General features: G+C 67.8%; 20 protein-coding genes. 7 read left to right on the top strand and 13 right to left on the bottom strand.

From position 1 onward, the window contains the following. Window positions 1-63 precede the first annotated feature (63 nt). The 4 genes from phoH2 to ABW137_RS18455 form a co-directional block, all read right to left on the bottom strand. Window positions 64-1380 (bottom strand): RNA 5'-3' helicase PhoH2, encoded by a 1317-nt coding sequence (gene phoH2, locus ABW137_RS18440; protein WP_526402599.1) that lies wholly within the window; start codon window positions 1378-1380, stop codon window positions 64-66. Between the two features lie 213 nt (window positions 1381-1593). Further along, the gene (locus tag ABW137_RS18445; RefSeq protein ID WP_526402562.1) at window positions 1594-2421 is read right to left on the bottom strand and encodes an acyl-ACP desaturase; all 828 of its coding nucleotides are present in this window, start codon (window positions 2419-2421) and stop codon (window positions 1594-1596) included. Between the two features lie 61 nt (window positions 2422-2482). Then, window positions 2483-3946 carry a glycine hydroxymethyltransferase gene (locus ABW137_RS18450; protein ID WP_526402564.1) on the bottom strand — a complete coding sequence of 488 codons (1464 nt, stop codon included), beginning with the start codon at window positions 3944-3946 and terminating at the stop codon, window positions 2483-2485. A gap of 96 nt (window positions 3947-4042) precedes the next feature. Then, window positions 4043-5263: a DUF885 domain-containing protein gene (locus ABW137_RS18455; RefSeq protein WP_526402566.1), complete on the bottom strand. Its 1221-nt coding sequence runs from the start codon at window positions 5261-5263 to the stop codon at window positions 4043-4045. A 30-nt stretch (window positions 5264-5293) separates the two neighbouring features. Between ABW137_RS18455 and coaA the strand changes: the two genes are divergently transcribed. Beyond that, window positions 5294-6232, top strand: coding sequence for a type I pantothenate kinase (gene coaA, locus ABW137_RS18460; RefSeq protein ID WP_526402568.1), 939 nt, complete (start codon window positions 5294-5296; stop codon window positions 6230-6232). On the opposite strand, the gene ABW137_RS18465 is transcribed toward coaA, so the two are convergent. The 4 genes from ABW137_RS18465 to ABW137_RS18480 all read right to left on the bottom strand — a co-directional run bounded on the left by ABW137_RS18465 (window position 6229) and on the right by ABW137_RS18480 (window position 9440). Then, entirely contained in the window at window positions 6229-6630 is a 402-nt protein-coding gene (locus ABW137_RS18465) for a hypothetical protein (protein WP_526402570.1), read from the bottom strand. The two genes, coaA and ABW137_RS18465, sit on opposite strands and share 4 nt — an antisense overlap. A 101-nt stretch (window positions 6631-6731) precedes the next feature. After that, window positions 6732-7142 (bottom strand): hypothetical protein, encoded by a 411-nt coding sequence (locus ABW137_RS18470; protein ID WP_526402572.1) that lies wholly within the window; start codon window positions 7140-7142, stop codon window positions 6732-6734. 107 nt (window positions 7143-7249) lie between these two features. Then, window positions 7250-8605 (bottom strand): hypothetical protein, encoded by a 1356-nt coding sequence (locus ABW137_RS18475; protein ID WP_526402573.1) that lies wholly within the window; start codon window positions 8603-8605, stop codon window positions 7250-7252. A 40-nt stretch (window positions 8606-8645) separates the two neighbouring features. Further along, complete coding sequence (locus ABW137_RS18480) at window positions 8646-9440, bottom strand: (2Z,6E)-farnesyl diphosphate synthase (RefSeq protein ID WP_526402575.1); 795 nt, start codon at window positions 9438-9440, stop codon at window positions 8646-8648. A 70-nt stretch (window positions 9441-9510) separates the two neighbouring features. On the opposite strand from ABW137_RS18480, the gene trhA reads away from it, so the two are divergent. Together trhA and ABW137_RS18490 are read left to right on the top strand one after the other, a co-directional pair. Further along, window positions 9511-10302: a PAQR family membrane homeostasis protein TrhA gene (trhA, locus tag ABW137_RS18485; protein WP_526402577.1), complete on the top strand. Its 792-nt coding sequence runs from the start codon at window positions 9511-9513 to the stop codon at window positions 10300-10302. 102 nt (window positions 10303-10404) lie between these two features. Continuing rightward, complete coding sequence (locus tag ABW137_RS18490) at window positions 10405-11265, top strand: PDDEXK-like endonuclease domain-containing protein (RefSeq protein ID WP_526402579.1); 861 nt, start codon at window positions 10405-10407, stop codon at window positions 11263-11265. Window positions 11266-11307: 42 nt separating this feature from the next. Here ABW137_RS18490 and ABW137_RS18495 read toward each other — a convergent pair whose 3' ends face one another. From ABW137_RS18495 to mca, 4 genes are read right to left on the bottom strand one after another with little or no spacing between them, the layout of a single operon-like run. Beyond that, entirely contained in the window at window positions 11308-11670 is a 363-nt protein-coding gene (locus tag ABW137_RS18495; protein WP_526402581.1) for a nuclear transport factor 2 family protein, read from the bottom strand. 10 nt (window positions 11671-11680) lie between these two features. Then, complete coding sequence (locus ABW137_RS18500) at window positions 11681-13705, bottom strand: thioredoxin domain-containing protein (RefSeq protein WP_526402583.1); 2025 nt, start codon at window positions 13703-13705, stop codon at window positions 11681-11683. Beyond that, a complete protein-coding gene (locus tag ABW137_RS18505) occupies window positions 13695-13979 on the bottom strand; it encodes a hypothetical protein (RefSeq protein WP_526402585.1) in 285 nt (94 codons plus the stop codon). The genes ABW137_RS18500 and ABW137_RS18505 overlap by 11 nt, the downstream gene beginning before the upstream one ends. Then, window positions 13976-14842: a mycothiol conjugate amidase Mca gene (gene mca, locus ABW137_RS18510; RefSeq protein WP_526402587.1), complete on the bottom strand. Its 867-nt coding sequence runs from the start codon at window positions 14840-14842 to the stop codon at window positions 13976-13978. The genes ABW137_RS18505 and mca overlap by 4 nt, the downstream gene beginning before the upstream one ends. A gap of 154 nt (window positions 14843-14996) precedes the next feature. Here mca and ABW137_RS18515 point away from each other — a divergent pair, with 154 nt between their 5' ends. From ABW137_RS18515 to ABW137_RS18525, 3 genes are all read left to right on the top strand, one after another. Further along, window positions 14997-15419: a DUF4307 domain-containing protein gene (locus ABW137_RS18515; RefSeq protein WP_526402589.1), complete on the top strand. Its 423-nt coding sequence runs from the start codon at window positions 14997-14999 to the stop codon at window positions 15417-15419. 194 nt (window positions 15420-15613) lie between these two features. Further along, on the top strand, window positions 15614-16102 hold the full coding sequence (gene greA / locus ABW137_RS18520) for a transcription elongation factor GreA (RefSeq protein ID WP_526402591.1): 489 nt from the start codon (window positions 15614-15616) through the stop codon (window positions 16100-16102). Between the two features lie 29 nt (window positions 16103-16131). Then, complete coding sequence (locus ABW137_RS18525) at window positions 16132-16794, top strand: GPP34 family phosphoprotein (RefSeq protein WP_526402593.1); 663 nt, start codon at window positions 16132-16134, stop codon at window positions 16792-16794. Here ABW137_RS18525 and ABW137_RS18530 read toward each other — a convergent pair. Further along, a complete protein-coding gene (locus ABW137_RS18530) occupies window positions 16780-17958 on the bottom strand; it encodes a cystathionine gamma-synthase (protein WP_526402595.1) in 1179 nt (392 codons plus the stop codon). The two genes, ABW137_RS18525 and ABW137_RS18530, sit on opposite strands and share 15 nt — an antisense overlap. 56 nt (window positions 17959-18014) lie before the next feature. On the opposite strand from ABW137_RS18530, the gene ABW137_RS18535 reads away from it, so the two are divergent. Further along, window positions 18015-19181, top strand: coding sequence for an acyl-CoA dehydrogenase family protein (locus tag ABW137_RS18535; RefSeq protein WP_526402597.1), 1167 nt, complete (start codon window positions 18015-18017; stop codon window positions 19179-19181). The last annotated feature ends 41 nt before the right edge of the window (window positions 19182-19222 follow it).

Below are 19222 nucleotides of genomic sequence, written 5' to 3' on the forward strand. Positions count from 1 at the left end.
TCACGTCGCTTCGACACGCGCGCAGCTTACCGGGGTCAGCTGATCACCGGTCCGAGCACCGCGTCACGGAAGAGCGTCTGGGCTGAACTCCTCCAGCATCTCGGTCACCAGCGCGGCGATCGGCGATCGTTCGCTGCGAAGCAGCGTGATGTGGGCGAACAGCGGGTGTCCCTTCAACTTCTCGATCACCGCGGCGACGCCGTCGTGCCTGCCCACGCGCAGGTTGTCGCGCTGCGCGACGTCGTGGGTGAGGACAACGCGCGAGCCGGCACCGAGGCGCGACAGGACCGTCAGGAGCACGTTGCGCTCCAGTGACTGGGCCTCGTCGACGATGACGAACGAGTCATGAAGGGAGCGGCCGCGAATGTGGGTCAGAGGCAGCACCTCCAGCATCCCGCGGGCATGCACCTCTTCGAGCACGGCCGGGCTGGCCAGCCCCTCCAGGGTGTCGAAGACGGCCTGCGCCCACGGGCCCATCTTCTCGCTCTCGCTACCGGGCAGGTAACCAAGGTCCTGACCGCCGACGGCGTACAGCGGGCGGAAGACGACGACCTTGCGCTGCGTACGACGTTCGAGCACCGCCTCCAGGCCCGCACACAGGGCCAGGGCCGACTTCCCGGTGCCCGCCTTGCCGCCGAGGGAGACGATGCCGACCGACTCGTCGAGCAGCAGATCGAGGGCGACGCGTTGTTCGGCTGACCTTCCCCGGAGGCCGAACACCTCGCGATCACCACGGACCAGCTGGACGCGCTTCTCCGCGTTCACCCGCCCCAGGGCGTGTGAGTTGCCGCCGAGGAGCCGAATTCCGGTGTGGCACGGCAGGTTACGGGCGTCTTCCAGGTCGATCTCGCCGTCGTTGAACAGCGCGTCGATCTCCTCTGCGGCCACGTCGACCTCGGCCATGCCGGTCCAGCCGGACGTCACGACGTCCTGGGCGTGGTACTCGTCGGCGGGCAGGCCGACCGCGCCCGCCTTGACCCGCAGCGGAATGTCCTTGCTGACCAGCGTGACGAGCTTGCCCTCGGCAGCCAGGTTGGCTGCACAGGTCAGGATGCGGGCGTCGTTGGTATCGGTCCGGAAGCCGGCCGGGAGCACCGTCGGATCGCTGTGATTCAATTCGATCTGGAGCGTACCGCCCTGTGTGCCAATGGGAATCGGCTGATCGAGGCGGCCGTGCTCGAGCCGGAGATCGTCGAACATGCGCAACGCCTGGCGCGCGAACCAGCCCAGCTCGTGATGGTGCCGCTTGGCCTCCAGCTCGCTGATGACCACGAGGGGGACGACGACTTCGTGTTCGGCAAACCGGTTGCATGCCCACGGATCGGACAACAGCACGGAGGTGTCGAGCACATAGGTACGAACTGGGGTCCAGCCGGCCACTTCAGTCACGGGACGCTCCTAGGCCCGTGCGGCACCGCACGAACTCCCTCGGTGGATACCGCGGTACCAGGACCGGGGCCGGTCCCGTCTTCGTCGAAACGACGGATACCGCCCGGATAGCAGAGCATGTCGGCCATCGAGTGCGACGCTACTCCCGCCGCGAGGATTGCGCCGTGCAGGCGCGCCGTGACCCGAATGTGTCCAGTCCGTTAACTAACTGGACACCAATTCCGCGAGTTCGGGAGCGTCCGCAACACCCCAGTCGGACAGCCGATCGGCGATCACCTTGCGCAGCGTTGCCTCGCCGAAGATTCCGGCTTCGGCGACCACTGCCAACTTGGCTTGATAGGCGTCGATGTCGGCCCCGAGGGCTTGCAGGCCCGCGGCGCGGCGGGCGATGGCGGCGATGGTCTCGTCGCGCGACTCGGTCAGGCAGTGGGCGACCAGGTTGGCGAAGAACTCCTCGTGGCGCTCCTCGTCCCTGGCGATGCGACCGACCATCCGCTGCAGGACGGGCTCGGTGATCTGCGCCTGCAGATTGCGGCAGAACACGGCGTGCTCCCGTTCCATCATCGCCATGTAGGCCAGCGTCTCGAGCTGGCTGTACGTGTCGGCGCGGTAGCCCTTCATCACGTGCTCGACGCGGACGTCCTCGTTCGCGGACGGATCGATCTCGCGCGTGACGACGAGGTAGTTGCGCAACGCGATCGCGTGCAGGTGCTCCTCGGCGGTCCAGCGCCCGATCCAACGGCCCCACTTGTCGTCGAGGATGAAGTGCTCGACGAGTTCGCGGTGATAACCGGCGAGGTTGTCCTTCACGATCAGCAGGATCTCGAGGGCATCCGTGATGGCCTGGGGCAGCGTCACCGACGACGGATCCCAGTCCGTGCCGCCGAGGAACGCAAAGTTCTCGCCCTGGTCGAATGGCACGTAGTCGTGCGCGTACCAGAGTTCCTCGGTCGCGATGTGACGGGCCAGGTTCTCCTGCACGACGGGTTCAAGATCCAGCGTCAGCGCGTTGGCTACGGGCTTCTCTGCCATGAAACTAACTGTAACCCGTCGACACACGTTCCCCGAAATCGCGCGGCGCGTGTCGCCGAGACTAGAGAGTCAGGCCCGGGTACAGCGGATTGGCGGTCAACAGCTCTGCCGACGCGGCGTGCACGCGGTCGGCGGTGCCGTCGGCCAGCTTGTACTTCGCCTTGGACGAACCCTCCGGCTGGGTGTTCTTCAGCACCTCGACGACCAGCTCGGCGACGCGGTCGAAGTCACCGGCCCCGAAGCCTCGACTGGTCAACGCGGGGGTGCCGAACCGGATGCCGCTGGTGTACCAGGCACCGTTCGGGTCGGCCGGGATCGAGTTGCGGTTGGTGACGACGCCAGCGTCGAGCAGAGCGGACTCGGCCTGGCGTCCGGTGAGGCCGAACGACGTCACGTCGAGCAGCACGATGTGGTTGTCGGTGCCGCCGGTGACCAGCCGCGCTCCGCGCGTCAGGAACCCGTCGGCCAGAGCCTTGGCGTTGTCGGCGACGCTCTGGGCGTACGCCTGGAACGACGGCTGACGCGCCTCGGCGAGTGCGACGGCCTTGGCCGCCATGACGTGGGACAACGGTCCACCGAGCACCATCGGGCAGCCCTTGTCGACGGCGTCCGAGTACTCGGCGGTGGCCAGCACGAGGCCGCCGCGCGGACCGCGCAGCGACTTGTGCGTCGTCGTCGTGGTGACGTGCGCGTGCGGCACCGGATCCTCGTCGCCGGTGAAGACCTTGCCCGCGACCAGCCCGGCGAAGTGGGCCATGTCGACCATGAACGTGGCGCCGACCTCGTCGGCGATCTCGCGCATCTTGGCGAAGTTCACCCGCCGCGGGTACGCCGAATAGCCTGCGACCAGGACCAGCGGCTTGAACTCGCGGGCCGCGGCGGCGACCTTCGCGTAGTCGAGCAGCCCGGTTTCGGGATCGGTGCCGTAGCTGCGCTGGTGGAACATCTTGCCGCTGATGTTGGGCCGGAACCCGTGGGTGAGGTGGCCGCCTGCATCGAGCGACATGCCCATCAACCGCTGGTTGCCCAGCTTGCCGCGAAGCGTCTCCCAGTCGGCCTCGGAGAGATCGTTGACGCTCTTGGCGCCGAGTTCGGCGAGCCCCGGCGTCTCCACCCGAGTGTTGAGGATCGCCCAGTCGGCGACGAGGTTCGCGTCGATGCCGGAGTGCGGCTGGGCGTAGGCATACGGCGCACCGAACAGCTCCCGGGCGTGCTCGGCGGCGAGGGCCTCGACGGTGTCGACGTTCTGACAGCCGGCGTAGAAGCGGTGCCCGATGGTGCCCTCGGCGTACTTGTCGGAGAACCAGGTGCCCATCGTCAGCAGCACGGCAGGCGAGGCGTAGTTCTCGCTGGCGATCAGCTTGAGCGAATCACGCTGATCGGCAAGCTCTTTGCGGGTTGCGGCGGCGATGCGAGGTTCGACGGACTCGATCACCTGCAAAGCGGACTGGTAGGCGGAGCTCGCGGTCTCGGCGTACTCGGCGCCGAGCGCGGGAGCAGGTGTGGTGACTGAGTCTGCGGTCATGACACCAGCGTAAACCCCGCGATCGCCGCTCACTCACGCCCTCACTGTGCGGTTTGATACACGTCCGGCCGGCGTGGATCCAAGCGGTCGCGTTGGCTACGCGACGTCGGCGCGCAGCACCGACGGCACCAGTGGCTCGTCGAGCAGCCGTCCGAACCGCTCGGTCAGCGTGACCTCGGCGGGCCGCGCCTCGAGCCATCCACGCAACAGTCGGTACCCCTCGACGTAGGTGCTCGTGTAGGCCCGCCACAGCGGCGACGACAGGAACCGCAGCGACTGACGGGCACGGGTGTCGCTGGTCAGCTGCCACTGCTGCAGGAACGCGACGACGTCGTCCACGTCGCGGTGCTCGTCGTGCAGCATCAGTGCCGCGTCCTGACGCACGTCGGCAAGCGCGGCCGCCGCCGACGACACCGCCTCGGCGCGTTCACCGTCGAACCGCAGGCCCAGATCGGCGTAGATCTCCGTGGCCCACGCACCCCAGTTGGGGCCGATCGCCGCATAGAGGGCGAGGTCGGCCAGACCCTCGGCCATCAGGCACTGCGGGGTGTTGACGAGGAAGATCGTCTGCTCGGTCTGATTTTGCCCCGCCACCAGCCCCACCTCCTTGCGGCAGTGCTCGGTGTGGTGGCCCGGGTAGGACTCGTGGGCGACGAGCCGGGGAAGGTTCGACATCTGTTGCTTGAGATCCGCGTTGACGGCGACCGTCGAGCGGTAGTCACCCTCGTAGTAGTTGAAGCCCGACCACGGCTTGTCGGTGACGATCTCGTAGTTGATGGTCTCGGCGTCGGGCAACGGGAACTCGGCGCGCACCCGGTCGCGCAACGCGCTGGAGAACGCGTAGATGCACTCCTCGAGGCGCTCGGGCGGGATCTCCTCGCCGGTGCGGTAGGCCTGCATCCGGTCGGCAAGTGGACCGCTTCCGCCGAGCGCCTCGTCGAGCTTGCGGTGGGCCTCGCGGTACCTGTCGGGGTCACCCTTGACGATGTCGACGTCGAAGTAGTCGTGCACCTCCTGCACGAAGCCGACGTCCTCGCCCGCGAACTTGCGTCCCGCGCATGCGAGCGCCCGCAGGTGGGCCGCGAGGTAGTCCGACCGCTGCGCGCCAAGACCGTCGGCACCGGGCAGTTCGGCGATCAGCCGTTCCGCCTGCCTGGCGAGATCGGCCGGGTCCGGCGGCGGCTCTGCCCGCACCTCGGCGCGCAGCGCGGGGTCACCGGTGAACGAGTCGACGTAACCCTCTTCGATGCGGTCGAACCTGAGCCCGAGGAGCAGATACTCGCGAATCAAGGTGTCTGAGGCCATACCGGAGTCCATACCCACAACCGTAAATGCAAGACTAAGCGCATGGCGCGGACGAGCGAGCCGAGTCCGTACGTCGAGTTCGACCGGAGTCAATGGCGTTCGCTGCGTATGTCGACGCCCTTGAAACTCACCGAGGACGAACTCCTCGGCCTCCGCGGTCTCGGTGAACAACTCGACCTTCTCGAGGTCGAAGAGGTCTATCTCCCGCTGGCGAGGTTGATCCATCTCCAGGTAGCTGCGCGGCAGGCGTTGTTCGCGACGACGGCCCAGTTCCTCGGCGAACCGCAACAGAACCCCGACCGGCCGGTGCCCTTCGTCATCGGAGTGGCGGGCAGCGTCGCGGTCGGCAAGTCGACCACCGCACGCGTGCTGCAGGCGCTGCTGGCCCGCTGGGAACACCACCCTCGGGTCGACCTCGTCACCACCGACGGCTTCCTCTACCCGAACGCCGAGCTATTGCGGCGAAACCTGATGCACCGCAAGGGTTTCCCCGAAAGCTACGACCGACGGGCGTTGATGCGATTCGTCACGGCGGTCAAGTCCGGCTCCGACCAGGTGAGCGCACCGGTGTACAGCCACCTGCTGTACGACATCGTCCCCAGCGAGATGTTGGAGATCAAGCACCCCGACATCCTCATCCTCGAGGGTCTCAACGTGCTGCAGACCGGGCCTGCGCTGATGGTGTCCGATCTGTTCGACTTCTCCGTCTACGTCGACGCGCGCATCGAGGACATCGAGGGCTGGTACGTCTCGCGCTTCCTGGCGATGCGCGCAGGCGCCTTCGCCGACCCGCAATCACACTTCCACCACTACTCCACGTTGACCGACGAGCAGGCCGTCTTCGCCGCCCGCGACATCTGGCATTCGATCAACCGTCCCAACCTCATCGAGAACATCCTGCCAACGCGACCCCGCGCGACGTTGGTGCTGCGCAAGGACGCCGACCACTCGATCAATCGGTTACGCCTGCGCAAGCTCTAGCCGCGCATCCGGCGCACCCCGACGTACTGCAAGTCGGCCATCACCAGCGTGTAGACGCCACTGCCCAGGGTGAGCGCGACGCCCATCGTGGTCAGCGACACGACGCCCGCAAGGACCACCGCAATCGCCGCCGCCGTGTAGACGACGTTTGCGACCATCACGCCGATGCCCGCACCACGCACCGATGCCAGCCGCGATAGCCCGAACACCACCGCGCCGTAGACGACGAAGAAGGCGGCCATCGAGTACTCGATCGCGGGTGTCGTTCCGGACAACTCGGCGAGCCACGGCGCGACCGCGAGCCCCACGATGCCGACGAGTCCGGTGAGCACGGCGTCCAGACGCATCGCGAAGCGCAGGAACGCGTCCTTGGTGGCGGGCGCAGTGATTGTGGTCATGGATCTTCCCTTCGACTTGGTTTCTGGGTTGTTGCGGGACCGGTGCGGGGCCGCACGCCGTGACCTCTCGCGGGCACGGCCTCGCACCGGTTTTCACGGAGCTACGCCAGCCGGCGCACTCCGAGGTACTGGACGTACGCCAGGCCGAGCGTGGCCGCGACGGTGCCGAGCATCATCACGACGCCCGCGGAGGTCAGCGGCAGCATCCCCGCCGCCAGGACGCCGACCGCCGCAACCGCGAAGGTCACGTTGGCGACGACGATGCCGATCCCGACCGTGCGGACGAAGGGCACGGCGGCCATGACGTACAGCCCCACGCCGTAGGCCACCAGCGCGGCGCCCGCGATCCACTCGGAGACGGCCGACAGACCCGACAGTCGGGAGAGCGGATCGGCGGCCATCGCGACGAGCAAGCCGAGGCCCGCGCACGCCGTGGCGTCGACGCGGATCGCGAAGCGCAGGAGTGAGTCCGAACTGTCGTACAGCGGGCGGGTGGTGACGGTGGCGGTCATGGCTGGCTCCTCGTCGTTGGGGAGGTGGGCACCACCAACGATGCTCAGCGGCCGCTGCCAGATCGACGCACAATGCTGCCAAGCACTGCCAAGCGCAGGTCAGACCTCTACGACGAGGCGGACACCGGGGTGCCGCGAAGGTCCGCCGCTATCACGCGCGCCGCTGCGTTCTGCCAGTTGTGCAGCGAGCGCTGCGGCACCTCGGTGACGAACCACTGCCAGGCCTGGCGCGCGACGGGGTCGAGTCCCGCCGCGGTCGCGTTCTGGGCATACGCCCGCACCCCGGCCACGTACGGGAAGTACAGCGAGTTGTAGTGGCGCCACTGCTCGGTGGTGCCGAAGTCGCCGCCGTCGCGCGGCTTGAGGGCGGCGATGCGGTCGGCGAGCAATGCCCGAAGTTCGTTGGCGCGCTCAAGGGGCTGATCGGGTGCGCCGCGTCGGGCCAACCGCTCGTCGAGAATCGGCAGCGCCGTCAGCGGGCTCGCGACCAGCTTGGACAGGTCCCCGTAGTGCCCGAGCGCGCGACGGGTGAGTCGGATGAACGTCTCGTCGTCGACGCCGTCGAGTGGACTCTCCGACCGCAGTGGCAGCGCGGCCTCCGTGCGACGCAACTCGGCGCGGTCGGCGCGCAGCCGGGGGGATCTGGAGAACGCCAATCGATCCAGCAGACCCGCGAGCGGGTCGGCCATGACATTGATCCCGATCGCCACGGCGAGGGTGGTGAACAGCAGTACCGACAGCGCCGCGTTCTCGTCGGTGACGGCCATGCCGACGAGCACCTGCCCGCCGAACAGCACAGCGACGACGACGCTGCCGCTGAACGACCGCAGCATGTCGGCCCGTAACGCCTGGCCCTCATCGAACGCGTCCCACAGCGCGACCGCGACGCCGAGCAGCAGAACGTCGAACCCGGTGGACGCCAGCGCAAGCCAGCTGGGGACCAACCCCAACGGAATGATCAGAATCGCGTTGCCGAGCGCGAAGAACAGCGTCGCGACGACGGCCACGCCGGTCACCGAGCGTGGTCTGCGGCCAGCGGTCAGCGCCTTCACCATCGCGCCGAGGGTGGCAAACGAGATCACCGCGAACATCACCCAGTGACCAAGGCGCAGTGGACCGTTGACCCCGCCGGCCATCGCGGCGCCCGCCAGGGCGAGCCCGGCGACCACAGCCACCGCGAGCAACTCCGCCGCCCGGCCGCGCCACGTGTCGCTGGGCCGCGACAGTTCGAGCAACACCGCACACCACGCAATTCCGGGCACCACGACGAGGTAGACCTCGACGTGGCTCAGCGCGTCATGCGCCCCACTCGACAGGCGGACCGCGTCGAGGGCAACGACGACGGCGAAGCTCGTCAGTCCGATTGCGGCGAGCACGAGCACCGGCTTGCGAGGGTCGCGGGCCAGCAGATACAGCCCGAGCCACCAGCTCAGGGCGAACACCACTGCGGACAGCGCAGCCACGTGCTCAGTCTTTCATGCGAACCGGCCGTGCCGAGGAAGGTCAGCGACCGTATCGGCGGTGCCGCAGGGTGTAGTCGCGCAAGGCGCGCATGAAGTCGACGCGACGAAACGCCGGCCAGTGCGCCTCGGTGAACCACATCTCCGAATAGGCGCTCTGCCACAGCAGGAATCCCGACAGCCGCTGCTCCCCCGACGTCCTGATGACGAGGTCGGGATCGGGTTGCCCCGAGGTGTACAGATTTTCGGAGATGGCCTCGACGGTGACCGACTCGATCAACTGCTCGGCCGTCGCGCCGTTGGCGACTTCCTTGCTCAACAGGGCACGCACCGCGTCGGCGATCTCCTGCCGCCCGCCATAGCCGACGGCGACGTTGACGTGGAAGGCGCCCTTGCGTGCGCCAACGGCGCTGTCGACGGCGTCGCGCAGCCGCCGGGCAGGCTCCTCGCCGAGCAACTCGAGGTCGCCGACCGTGCGGACGCTCCACTGGTTCACCGGAGCGCAGATCTCCTCGACGACGTCGGTGATGATGTCGATGAGCGACGCCAACTCGGTGGGGTCGCGTTGCAGGTTCTCGGTCGAGAGCAGGTAGACCGTCGCCATCTCGACACCGGCTTCCTGTGCCCAGCGCAACATTTCGGCGATCTTTGCTGCGCCCATCCGGTAGCCGTAACTGACGTCGTCGTGACCTTCGTCACGGGCCCAGCGCCGGTTGCCGTCGCACAGCACCGCGATGTGTCGCGGCAGTTGAGATTTGGCCTGCGCCAGCTCCTGACGAAGCCGCATCTCGTAGAGCCGGTAGGCCGGTTCCTTGAGCCGCGGGGGAATGATCTCCACGAGGATCCAGACTACTGTGGACGACGGGTGGCCCCATGCCAGTTAGTGGTGCCAGTTAGTGGAGGTGACAATGGCGAGCGTCGACCGCCGCACCGATTCCGCTGACGGAGACACCATTTACGACGGCGTCGCCGACGAGGCTCAGCAGCCACCGCCACGCGTCTACGCCGAAGCCGAGGACTTCCCCGCGGCCGTCGTCGACGGGGTCGCCCAGTTCCTCGGCAGACCACGTGCCCGCGGCTGGATCCACCTTTACTCGGCGGTCGTCGCGTTCATTGCGGGTGCCGCGCTGGTGTCGGTGTCGTGGGCGCTTGAGGGCACCCGCGCCGGCCTCGCCACGCTTCTGTACACGTTGACGATCGTCGCGATGTTCGCCGTCAGCGCCACCTATCACCGGGTGACGTGGGTGTCACCGACGAAGCGCAAGTGGATGAAGCGCCTCGATCACTCGATGATCTTCCTGTTCATTGCGGGCAGCTATACCCCGTTCGCGCTGCTGGCCCTGCCGTCCAACCAGGGGATGGTCCTGTTCTGGATCGTCTGGGCCGGTGCGATCGCCGGCGTCTTCCTCAAGATGTTCTGGCCGTCGGCGCCAAGGTGGGTCGGCGTTCCGCTGTACCTCCTGCTCGGCTGGGTCGCGGCGTTCTTCATCGTGCCGATCATGCACGGCGCTGGCGTCGCGGCGCTGGTGCTCCTGATCGTCGGTGGCGCGCTCTACAGCATCGGTGGGGTGCTCTACGGGCTCAAGTGGCCCAACCCGTGGCCGACGACGTTCGGGCACCACGAGTTCTTCCACGCCTGCACGGCGGTGGCCGCGCTCTGCCATTACATCGCGATGTGGTTCGCCGTCTTCTCTGGCTAGCTCTCTCGCGATTTCGGCGCGCATACGTTCGCCCGCGAACAGTTTGCGCGCCGAAATCACCAACCGCGGAACCACCGGAGCCTCGCTGGCGTCAGATCGAACATGCTCGACGACCATGTTCGCGACAACGACGGCGTGATCACGATGGCCCAGGCCCGCAATCTCGGCGTTGGCGCACAGGCCGTCAGGCGTCGGGTCCGTTTGGGTCGGTGGCGCCGCTGCGCGCCAAGCGTCTACTTCGTCGCCGACCGCCCGTTCACCGATGCGGCGCGAATCCGGGCGGCAGTGTGGGGCCACGGCAAGCGAGCCGTTGCCAGCGGGTTGGCGGCAGCGTGGTGGCACGGAGTCACGAAGTACGCGCCCGACGTCGTTGAGGTGACGGTGCCGCGCGACAGCCATGGCCGACGCCACGACGGGTCGCGCGTGCGCCGCCGTGACTTGGCGAGTGCCGACGTCGTCGAGCGGCGCGGGTTGCGGGTCACCGCGATCGAACTCACCGTGATCGAGGCCGCGGTGCGACGAGGCGGCGGACCGAAGTTGATGGATTCGGCCCTCCAACGTCACGTCGACCTCAGATCACTGTGGGCCGCGCACCTGCGCAACAAGGGCCGCCACGGATCGCCTGCCGCACGTCGCCTGTTGCAAGCCGCTGAGGGCGGGGCGCGTTCCGAAGCGGAGCGAGTGCTGCTACGGCTAATCGAGGATGCGGGCATCGACGGCTGGAAGGCCAACTACCCCGTCGCTGGATACCGCGTCGACGTTGGCTTCCCAGGACCCAAGATTGCGCTGGAGACGGACGGTCTGGCGTTCCACAGCGATTCCGACGACTTTCACAACGACCGAGTGCGTCAAAATGCCATCACGCTGGCGGGCTGGCAGGTGCTCCGCTTCACCTGGCTGGACCTGACCGAGTACCCCGAGCGAGTCATTGCCGAGATCAAATACGCGATCTCGGCGCGTTAACCGTTCCCCCGCGAACGTTTACGCGCCGAACTCACCAAGACACTAGAGCTGGCTGACGCTCTCCGGGCTCCAGTACGACTTCATCGCCTGCACCTCGCCGGCATCGTTGAACACCATCACGTCGATCGGCTCGATGAGCGCGCCGCCGACCTTGATCCAGAACTGAAAGGCTGCCTCGTTCCCCGCCACCCGGAGCGTCACCAGCTCGGCTTCGCGTTCGAGGCCTGCGACGTTCGCGAAGAAGCCGTGGATCGCCTGGCGGCCGATGTGGATCTCCCCGCCGCCGACGGGATCCTCCACGGTGGCGTCGGACGCGAACAGGTCGGCGATCTCGTCGGCAGTGCCCTTCGAGACCAACTCGATGTAGCGGTTGACGGTCTTGGTGATCTCTTCCGCGCTCGGCATGAGCCGCACGCTACACGGCAGCACCCAACGCGGCAGCGAGTTCCCCGACGGTCGTGACCGGCAGGTCGCACACGCGGCCGCGGCACACATAGGCGGCGTCCTTGCCACCGACGCGGTCACGGCCGACGAGCAACTCCGAGGAGTCCACCGCTCCCCCGACGACGATGGCGCCGCCCGGCGCAAGCGATCTGGCGGCGGCGAGCAGTTCGGAGTCGGCGCTGTCGCAGGACACCGCGATCTGGATGGGACCGCGCACCGCCGCCTCCGCGACCGCCAACCAATGCCCACCCGACCGCGGCGCCCTGAGCAGAATCGGCGTCGCCGCGGCGAGTGCGGCGGCCGCCGTCGATGCGTACCGGTCGGCCCGCGAGGGGTCGACGAGGTGCGCCGCCAGTTGCAACGCCTCGGTGATCAGGGCCGCGCCCGACGGCGTCGCGCCATCGATCGGATCGGCTGGCCGCACCATCAGTTGCTCGGCGTCATCGGCGGTGTCGAACCATCGCCCCTCGAGGTCCGGATCGGCGAAGTGGTCGAGCGCGACGTCGAGCAGCCCGGTCGCCGACGCAAGCCACTGCCCGTCGCCCGTGACCTGCGATAGCGTCAGCAGTCCGGTGGCCAGGGCCGCGTAGTCCTCGAGGATGGCCGCGCTGTCACCGACCCGACCGCCCAGGCTGGCCCGCCGCAGCCGGCCGTCGACGAGGTGCAGGTCGAGGATGGTTCGCGCGCAAAGCGTTGCGGCGTCGAGCAATTCGGGGCGGTCCAGCGCGACGGATGCCTCGGCGAGCGCAGTGATGGCGAAACCGTTCCACGCCGTGACCACCTTGTCGTCGCGGGCCGGCTGGGGGCGATCGAGCCGGGCGGCGAGCAGACGGGTGCGGGCACGGTGAAATCGGCTCGACGAGTCGGGGTCGCCTGGCAGCTGCAGCACGGAGGCACCGTGCTCGAACGTCCCGGCCGCGGTGACACCGAATAGCGTTGCGGCCCAGTCTCCGTCGTCACCGAGCACGGCGCTCAGCTGAGGGGGCGTCCACACGTAGGTAAGCCCCTCGACGCCGTCGGTGTCGGCGTCCAGCGACGACGTGAACATGCCACCCTCGCCAAGGACGTCGACGATGAACCTCGCCGTGTCGTCGGTGACCTGCTGCGCCAAGGGATTTCCGGACCGGCGGGCCCAGTGTGCGTACGCGCGCAGCAGCAGGGCGTTGTCGTAGAGCATCTTCTCGAAGTGCGGCACCACCCAGGACGCGTCCACGCTGTAGCGGGCGAAGCCGCCTGCCAGTTGGTCGTAGATGCCGCCGCGCGCCATCGCCTCGCAAGTCCGGCCGACGGCGGCGAGTACCTCATCGGCGCCCGTGCGTTCGTAGCTGCGCAGGAGCGCCTCCAGCAGGGCCGACGGCGGGAACTTCGGCGCCCCCGTTCCGAACCCGCCGCGCTCGACGTCTTCATCGCGCAGCACGCTCGCAACGGCGTGATCGCACACCGCGGGCTCCAGCGCCGGCCCTCCGCCCGACAGCCCGCCCGCCATCGAGCGCAGCTCGCCCGTGATCTCGTCGGAAGCCTGCTCGACCTCGGTGCGACGCTGCCGCCACGCGTCGCGTACGGCCTCGAGCAGCTGCAGGAAACCCGCCTTGGGGTAGTACGTGCCGCAGAAGAACGGTCTGCCGTCCGGCGTGAGGAAGCACGTCATCGGCCAGCCGCCCTGCCCCGTCATCGCGACGGTGGCGCTCATGTAGACGGCGTCGAGGTCGGGGCGCTCCTCGCGATCCACCTTGATGCAGACGAAGCCGGCGTTCATCACGGCGGCGACCTGATCGTCGGAGAACGATTCGTGGGCCATCACGTGGCACCAGTGGCACGCGGCGTAGCCGATCGACAACAGGATCGGCACGTCGCGGGAGGCCGCCTCGGCCAACGCCTCGGGCGTCCACTGCTGCCAATGCACCGGATTGTCGGCATGCTGACGCAGGTACGGGCTGGTCGCAAGGGCGAGCGAAGCGACGGGAGATCCAGCCGCCCCTGGGGTGCTAACCCCCACCGTCTGGACGTCCGCCGTGAGCAACGCCAGGGTCGCCGGGTTGCCCCACCGTGCCGTCGTCGATCGCCTGGTCCGGTTCGGGGTTCTCGGGATCGAACGACTCTGGAAGCTTCTTGAGGTGCTTGTTCATCGACCACACCAGCGCGAACGTGCCGATCAGCAGCAATACGAGCACGACGAGGCCGAGCGGGCTGGCCTTGCCGAAGTCGGGCCCGGTGTCATTCGGGGCATCCTCGGCGAGGACACCCGCGATGAGGACCAGGGTGTGGGTCACGTGTCGATCCCCGCGAAGAGGTCGTCCTCGGGCAGCTGCACCGGAACCCGGGAGCGCGCCAGTTCATACTCCTCGGTCGGCCACAGCCGCTGCTGCCACTCCATGGGTGTGGTGAAGAAGAAGCTCGTCGGGTCGATCTGCGTGGCGTGGGCGATCAATGCCTCGTCGCGCTGCGTGAAGTACTTGGCGCACTCGACCCGGGTGGTGATCCGATTCGCCAGGACGTCGAGCTCAGGATCCCAATCCTTGAGCCACTTCTCGAACGGACCCACCTCGCCGTGCTTGGCGAACTCGTCCTGGAAGAGCTGCATCCGCTTCCGCAGGAAGCCGTGGTTGTAGTAGAGCTTGGTGACGCTCCACGGCTCGCCCGCCTCCGGGTAGAGCACGTGGTCGGCGGCCGCTTCGTAGGCGGCCATCGACACCTCGTGGCACCGGATGTGGTCGGGGTGCGGATAACCGCCGTTCTCGTCGTAGGTGGTGAGCACGTGCGGCTTGAACTCGCGGATCGCCTGGACCAGCCGTCCGGTGGACTCGGCCAGCGGCACCAGCGCGAAGCAGCCCTCCGGCAGCGGGGGCAGCGGGTCGCCCTCGGGCAGCCCTGAGTCGATGAACCCCAGCCACTGTTGCTCGACGCCGAGGATCTCGGCAGCCCGTGCCATCTCGTCGCGCCGGATCTCGTGTATCCGGCCGTGCACCTCGGGCAGGTCCATCGCGGGGTTGAGGATGTCGCCACGCTCACCGCCCGTCAGCGTCACCACCTTGACCCGGACGCCCTCGTCGGCGTATCGCGCCATCGTCGCGGCACCCTTGCTGGACTCGTCGTCGGGGTGCGCGTGCACCGCCATCAAACGCAGTTCGCTCACGTGTGCCCTACCTGATCGTTGCCTGGTCGCCGACGCCATCATCGTGACGGTTCAACCGTTTCGGTTGGTCCTATAGTTCCAGTCGCAGTAGTTCGATCCCAATCAGACCCGAATCCAGACCCACGCAGACCGTTCTAAGGCTCCAAAACATCTCATGATCGAGCGTCCAGCGGCCCGCTACGGGCGGGAACGTCTCTCCCGCGGCTCGCGCCGACGGGTGGCCATCGTCCTGTTCGTGCTGATCGTGGCGGCTGGCGTGGCCATCGCGATCGTCGGATCGCAGCGGCTGGGGGCGGGTGAGGTCAAGGGCGAGCTCAGTGGCTATCGACTTGTGGACGCCGAGACGGTGCAGGTGACGATCAGCGTCACTCGCGACGACCCGTCGCGCCCCGTCGTGTGCATCGTGCGGGCCCGTGCCCTCGACGGCAGCGAGACCGGACGACGCGAAGTGTTGGTGCCCCCGTCGCCTCGCACGACGGTGCAGGTGACGACGGTCGTGAAGTCGAGCAAGCCGCCCGTGATCGGCGACGTGTACGGCTGCGGAACCGACGTCCCCAGCTACCTGGTGGCGCCCTGAGAACTTGCTCGCTGGCAACCTTTCAACGAACGCCGAACAGCCAATACGTGAAAACGAGTCGTCGCGGCGGTGGTAGCATGGTCTGCGTACACGGTTCCTCACGGAGCCGTGTATTGCTGCTTTAACGCGCTGGTATGCGCCTGCGATCGCGGCAATCCACACATGACAGCGCGAGACCACGACAGGAGCGCGACATGACCGACACCCAGGTCACCTGGTTGACCGAAGAGGCAAACGAGCGGCTCAAGGCCGAGCTCGAGCAACTCATCGCGAATCGACCCGTCATCGCCGCAGAGATCAACGACCGTCGCGAAGAGGGCGACCTCCGCGAGAACGGCGGCTACCACGCCGCGCGTGAAGAGCAGGGCCAGCAGGAGGCGCGCATCCGTCAGCTGCAGGACTTGCTGAACAACGCAAAGGTCGGCGAGGCCCCCAAGCAGTCCGGCGTCGCGTTGCCCGGTTCCGTCGTCAAGGTCAAGTTCGCCGATGGTGATACGGAAACCTTCCTCATCGGGACGCGGCAGGAAGGCGTGACCGACGGGAAGCTCGAGGTCTACTCCCCCAAGTCCCCCCTGGGTGGCGCGGTGATCGACCACAAGGTCGGCGACACGTGCACGTACACCGTGCCCAACGGCAGCACCGTCGAGGTGGAACTGCTCAGCGCGGAGCCGTACCACACCTGATCGTCACCCGGTGATCTACGGTCCTCTGCATGGCGCAGATCGCCGAGGACTTATTCCTCCTGCTGCTCGACAACGCGTCGTCGCGACCCGCTCTCGAGCGGGCGCGCCGCGACCGGGTGTTGGCGTCCGCGGTTCTGCTGGATCTGGCGTACGCCTGCCGCATCCGGCCCGCCGTACCCGGTGACTCGGTCGAGCCGGGCAGGTTGGTCGCCTTGGCCGCCGGGGGGCCGACGGACCCCGTGGTGGAGCCTGCGTTCCAGTTGTTGGCGCGTCGAGCGCTCTCGCCGGCGCGGGCGATCTCGGCGCTCGGGCGGGGCGTCCAGGAGAACCTGACGCTGCATCTCGAGCGGCTGGGCCAGATCCGCCCGGTGCGACTGGCGTCGAATCGCTTCAGCCGCCGCTACGCATGGCCGCTGACCAACCGCGACCGCGTGACGTTGGCCAGGACGTCTCTGTTGTCGGCGTTGTTCGATCGTCGGCCACCCACGCCGGCGACGGCGGCGATCGTCACCGTCCTGCATGCGGCGGACGGTCTCGGGGCGTTGCTCAGCCTCAACGACCGTGGCTGGCGGTGGGTGCACGCGCGAGCCACCGAAATCGCCAGCGGCAGTTGGGTCGACGAATATCCAACCGCCCTGGCCGAGGTCAACCTCGCTGTCACGGCCTCGGCGCTGCGCTCAGCGCTTCCCTAGCGCCTGCTCAAGGTCACCGAGTAGATCCGCTTCGTCTTCGATGCCGACGGACAGTCGGACGAGGTCGTCCGGCACCTCGAGCTGTGAACCGGCCGTGGAGGCGTGCGTCATGGCGCCGGGGTGCTCGATCAAGGACTCGACACCGCCGAGAGACTCGGCGAGGATGAATATGTCTGTGCGAGCGCACAATTGGTGTGCCGCGTCGCGACCACCCTTGAGCCGTGCGGAGACCATGCCTCCGAAGCCACTCATCTGTCGCGCCGCCACGTCGTGATTGGGATGGCTGGGCAGGCCGGGATAGAGGACGGTGTCGACCGCCGGGTGCTCGGCGAGGAACTCCGCGACCTTGGCGGCGTTCGCGCTGTGCCGCTCCATGCGCAGCGCCAGCGTCTTCAACCCCCGCATCGTCAGATAGGCATCGAACGGGCCGGGCACCGCGCCCGCACCGTTCTGCAGAAATGCGAACGCGTCGTCGAGCGCCTCGTCGTTGGTCAGCAATGCGCCGCCGACGACGTCCGAGTGCCCCCCGATGTACTTGGTCGTCGAGTGCAGCACGATGTCAGCGCCGAGCGACAGCGGCTGCTGCAGCGCCGGGGAGGCGAAGGTGTTGTCGACGAGGACCTTCGCCCCGGCGGCCGCCGCGATGCCCGCGATGCCCGCGATGTCGGCGATCGACAGCAGCGGATTCGTTGGCGTCTCCACCCAGACCAGCTTGGTGGCCGACGTGATCGCGCCGCGGACCGCGTCGAGGTCGGACAGCGCGACCGGCGTGTGCGTGATGCCCCAGTGGGTGAACACCTTGTCGATCAGCCGAAAGGTCCCGCCGTACGCGTCGTCGGGGATGACCACGTGGTCACCGGGCCGCAGCACGGCGCGCAGCGTGCAGTCGGTGGCGGCCATGCCCGAGCTGAACGCCCGCCCGAACGTCGCGCCCTCGACGGCCGCCAGGCCCGCTTCCAGCGCCGATCGGGTCGGGTTGCCGGTGCGGGCGTATTCGAACCCGCCGCGGAGACCCCCGACGCCGTCTTGGGCGAAGGTGGAACTGGCGTAGATCGGCGCGTTGACCGCACCCGTGGCGGGGTCCGGCCGGTAGCCGGCATGGATGGCCCTTGTCGCCGGCCCGTAGGCGCGGTAGGCGTCTGCCTTGGAACGCTGCTCACTCATCGTCGATCAGGGTAACGGTGTCCGATCGATGCCAGCGCCGGTGTAGAACAAACAGCATGTCCACCACGATCGAAAGTCTTCTCGACCTCGACTCCCTGCTGACCGCGGAGGATCTCGAGCTGCGCACGATGGTCCGCCAGTTCGGCGAGCAACGGCTGCGTCCGCACGTCGCCGAATGGTTCGAGACGGGCGAGGTACCGGTGCGCGACCTCGCCGTCGAAATCGGCAAGCTGGGCCTGCTGGGCATGCATCTGGAGGGTTACGGCTGCGGCGGGTCGACGGCGACGGCGTACGGGTTGGTGTGCCAGGAGTTGGAGGCAGTGGACAGCGGCCTGCGCAGCCTGGTGTCGGTCCAGGGATCGCTGGCGATGTTCGCCATTCATCATTGGGGCAGCGAGGAGCAGCGCGAGCAGTGGCTGCCAGGGATGGCAGCGGGCGAGCTGATCGGCTGCTTCGGTCTCACCGAGCCGGACTTCGGGTCCAATCCGGGCGGTATGCGGACGACTGCGCGACGCGACGGCTCGGACTGGGTCCTGAACGGCTCGAAGATGTGGATCACCAATGCATCGGTCGCCGACGTGGCGATCGTGTGGGCGCGTGCCGACGAGGGCGTGATCGGGTTCGTGGTGCCGACGTCGACGCCCGGTTTCAGTGCTCGCGAGATGAAGCACAAGATGTCGCTGCGGGCCTCGGTCACCTCGGAGTTCAGCCTCGATGACGTCCGGCTGCCGGACGACGCGAAACTGCCTGGGGCGCGTGGACTGTCGGGGCCGCTGGCATGCCTTTCGGAGGCGCGGTTCGGCATCGTGTTCGGGGCCGTTGGGGCAGCCCGCGACTGCCTGCAGGCGACGCTGGACTACGTCGCCACCCGTGAGGTGTTCGACAAGCCGCTGTCCGGCTATCAGCTGACCCAGGCCAAGATCGCCGACATGGCAGTCGAACTCGCAAAGGCACAACTCCTGGCGCTGCATCTGGGTCGACTGAAGGACGACGGGAAGATCAGACCTGAGCAGGTCAGCGTCGGCAAGCTCAACAACGTGCGCGAGGCCATCAAGATTGCGCGCCAGTGCCGAACGCTGCTGGGCGCCAACGGGATCACGCTGGAATATCCCGTGATCCGGCACGCCAACAATCTCGAGTCGGTGCTGACCTACGAGGGCACCTCGGAGGTGCACCAGCTCGTCATCGGCGAGGCGTTGACCGGCGTCAGCGCGTTTCGCTGAGATCGATTGTGCCGTAACGACGGACCGCCGGGGACGGCGCG

It is taken from the genome of Mycobacterium sp., assembly GCF_040509115.1.
Lineage (GTDB): Bacteria > Actinomycetota > Actinomycetes > Mycobacteriales > Mycobacteriaceae > Mycobacterium.

Coding starts and splice junctions, on each gene's coding strand:
- ABW137_RS18445 (WP_526402562.1), bottom strand. CDS start 2,421: ATGGCAGAGAAGCCCGTAGCCAACGCGCTGACGCTGGATCTTGAACCC.
- ABW137_RS18450 (WP_526402564.1), bottom strand. CDS start 3,946: ATGACCGCAGACTCAGTCACCACACCTGCTCCCGCGCTCGGCGCCGAG.
- ABW137_RS18455 (WP_526402566.1), bottom strand. CDS start 5,263: ATGGACTCCGGTATGGCCTCAGACACCTTGATTCGCGAGTATCTGCTC.
- coaA (WP_526402568.1), top strand. CDS start 5,294: ATGGCGCGGACGAGCGAGCCGAGTCCGTACGTCGAGTTCGACCGGAGT.
- ABW137_RS18465 (WP_526402570.1), bottom strand. CDS start 6,630: ATGACCACAATCACTGCGCCCGCCACCAAGGACGCGTTCCTGCGCTTC.
- ABW137_RS18470 (WP_526402572.1), bottom strand. CDS start 7,142: ATGACCGCCACCGTCACCACCCGCCCGCTGTACGACAGTTCGGACTCA.
- trhA (WP_526402577.1), top strand. CDS start 9,511: ATGGCGAGCGTCGACCGCCGCACCGATTCCGCTGACGGAGACACCATT.
- ABW137_RS18490 (WP_526402579.1), top strand. CDS start 10,405: ATGCTCGACGACCATGTTCGCGACAACGACGGCGTGATCACGATGGCC.
- ABW137_RS18495 (WP_526402581.1), bottom strand. CDS start 11,670: ATGCCGAGCGCGGAAGAGATCACCAAGACCGTCAACCGCTACATCGAG.
- ABW137_RS18515 (WP_526402589.1), top strand. CDS start 14,997: ATGATCGAGCGTCCAGCGGCCCGCTACGGGCGGGAACGTCTCTCCCGC.
- greA (WP_526402591.1), top strand. CDS start 15,614: ATGACCGACACCCAGGTCACCTGGTTGACCGAAGAGGCAAACGAGCGG.
- ABW137_RS18525 (WP_526402593.1), top strand. CDS start 16,132: ATGGCGCAGATCGCCGAGGACTTATTCCTCCTGCTGCTCGACAACGCG.
- ABW137_RS18530 (WP_526402595.1), bottom strand. CDS start 17,958: ATGAGTGAGCAGCGTTCCAAGGCAGACGCCTACCGCGCCTACGGGCCG.
- ABW137_RS18535 (WP_526402597.1), top strand. CDS start 18,015: ATGTCCACCACGATCGAAAGTCTTCTCGACCTCGACTCCCTGCTGACC.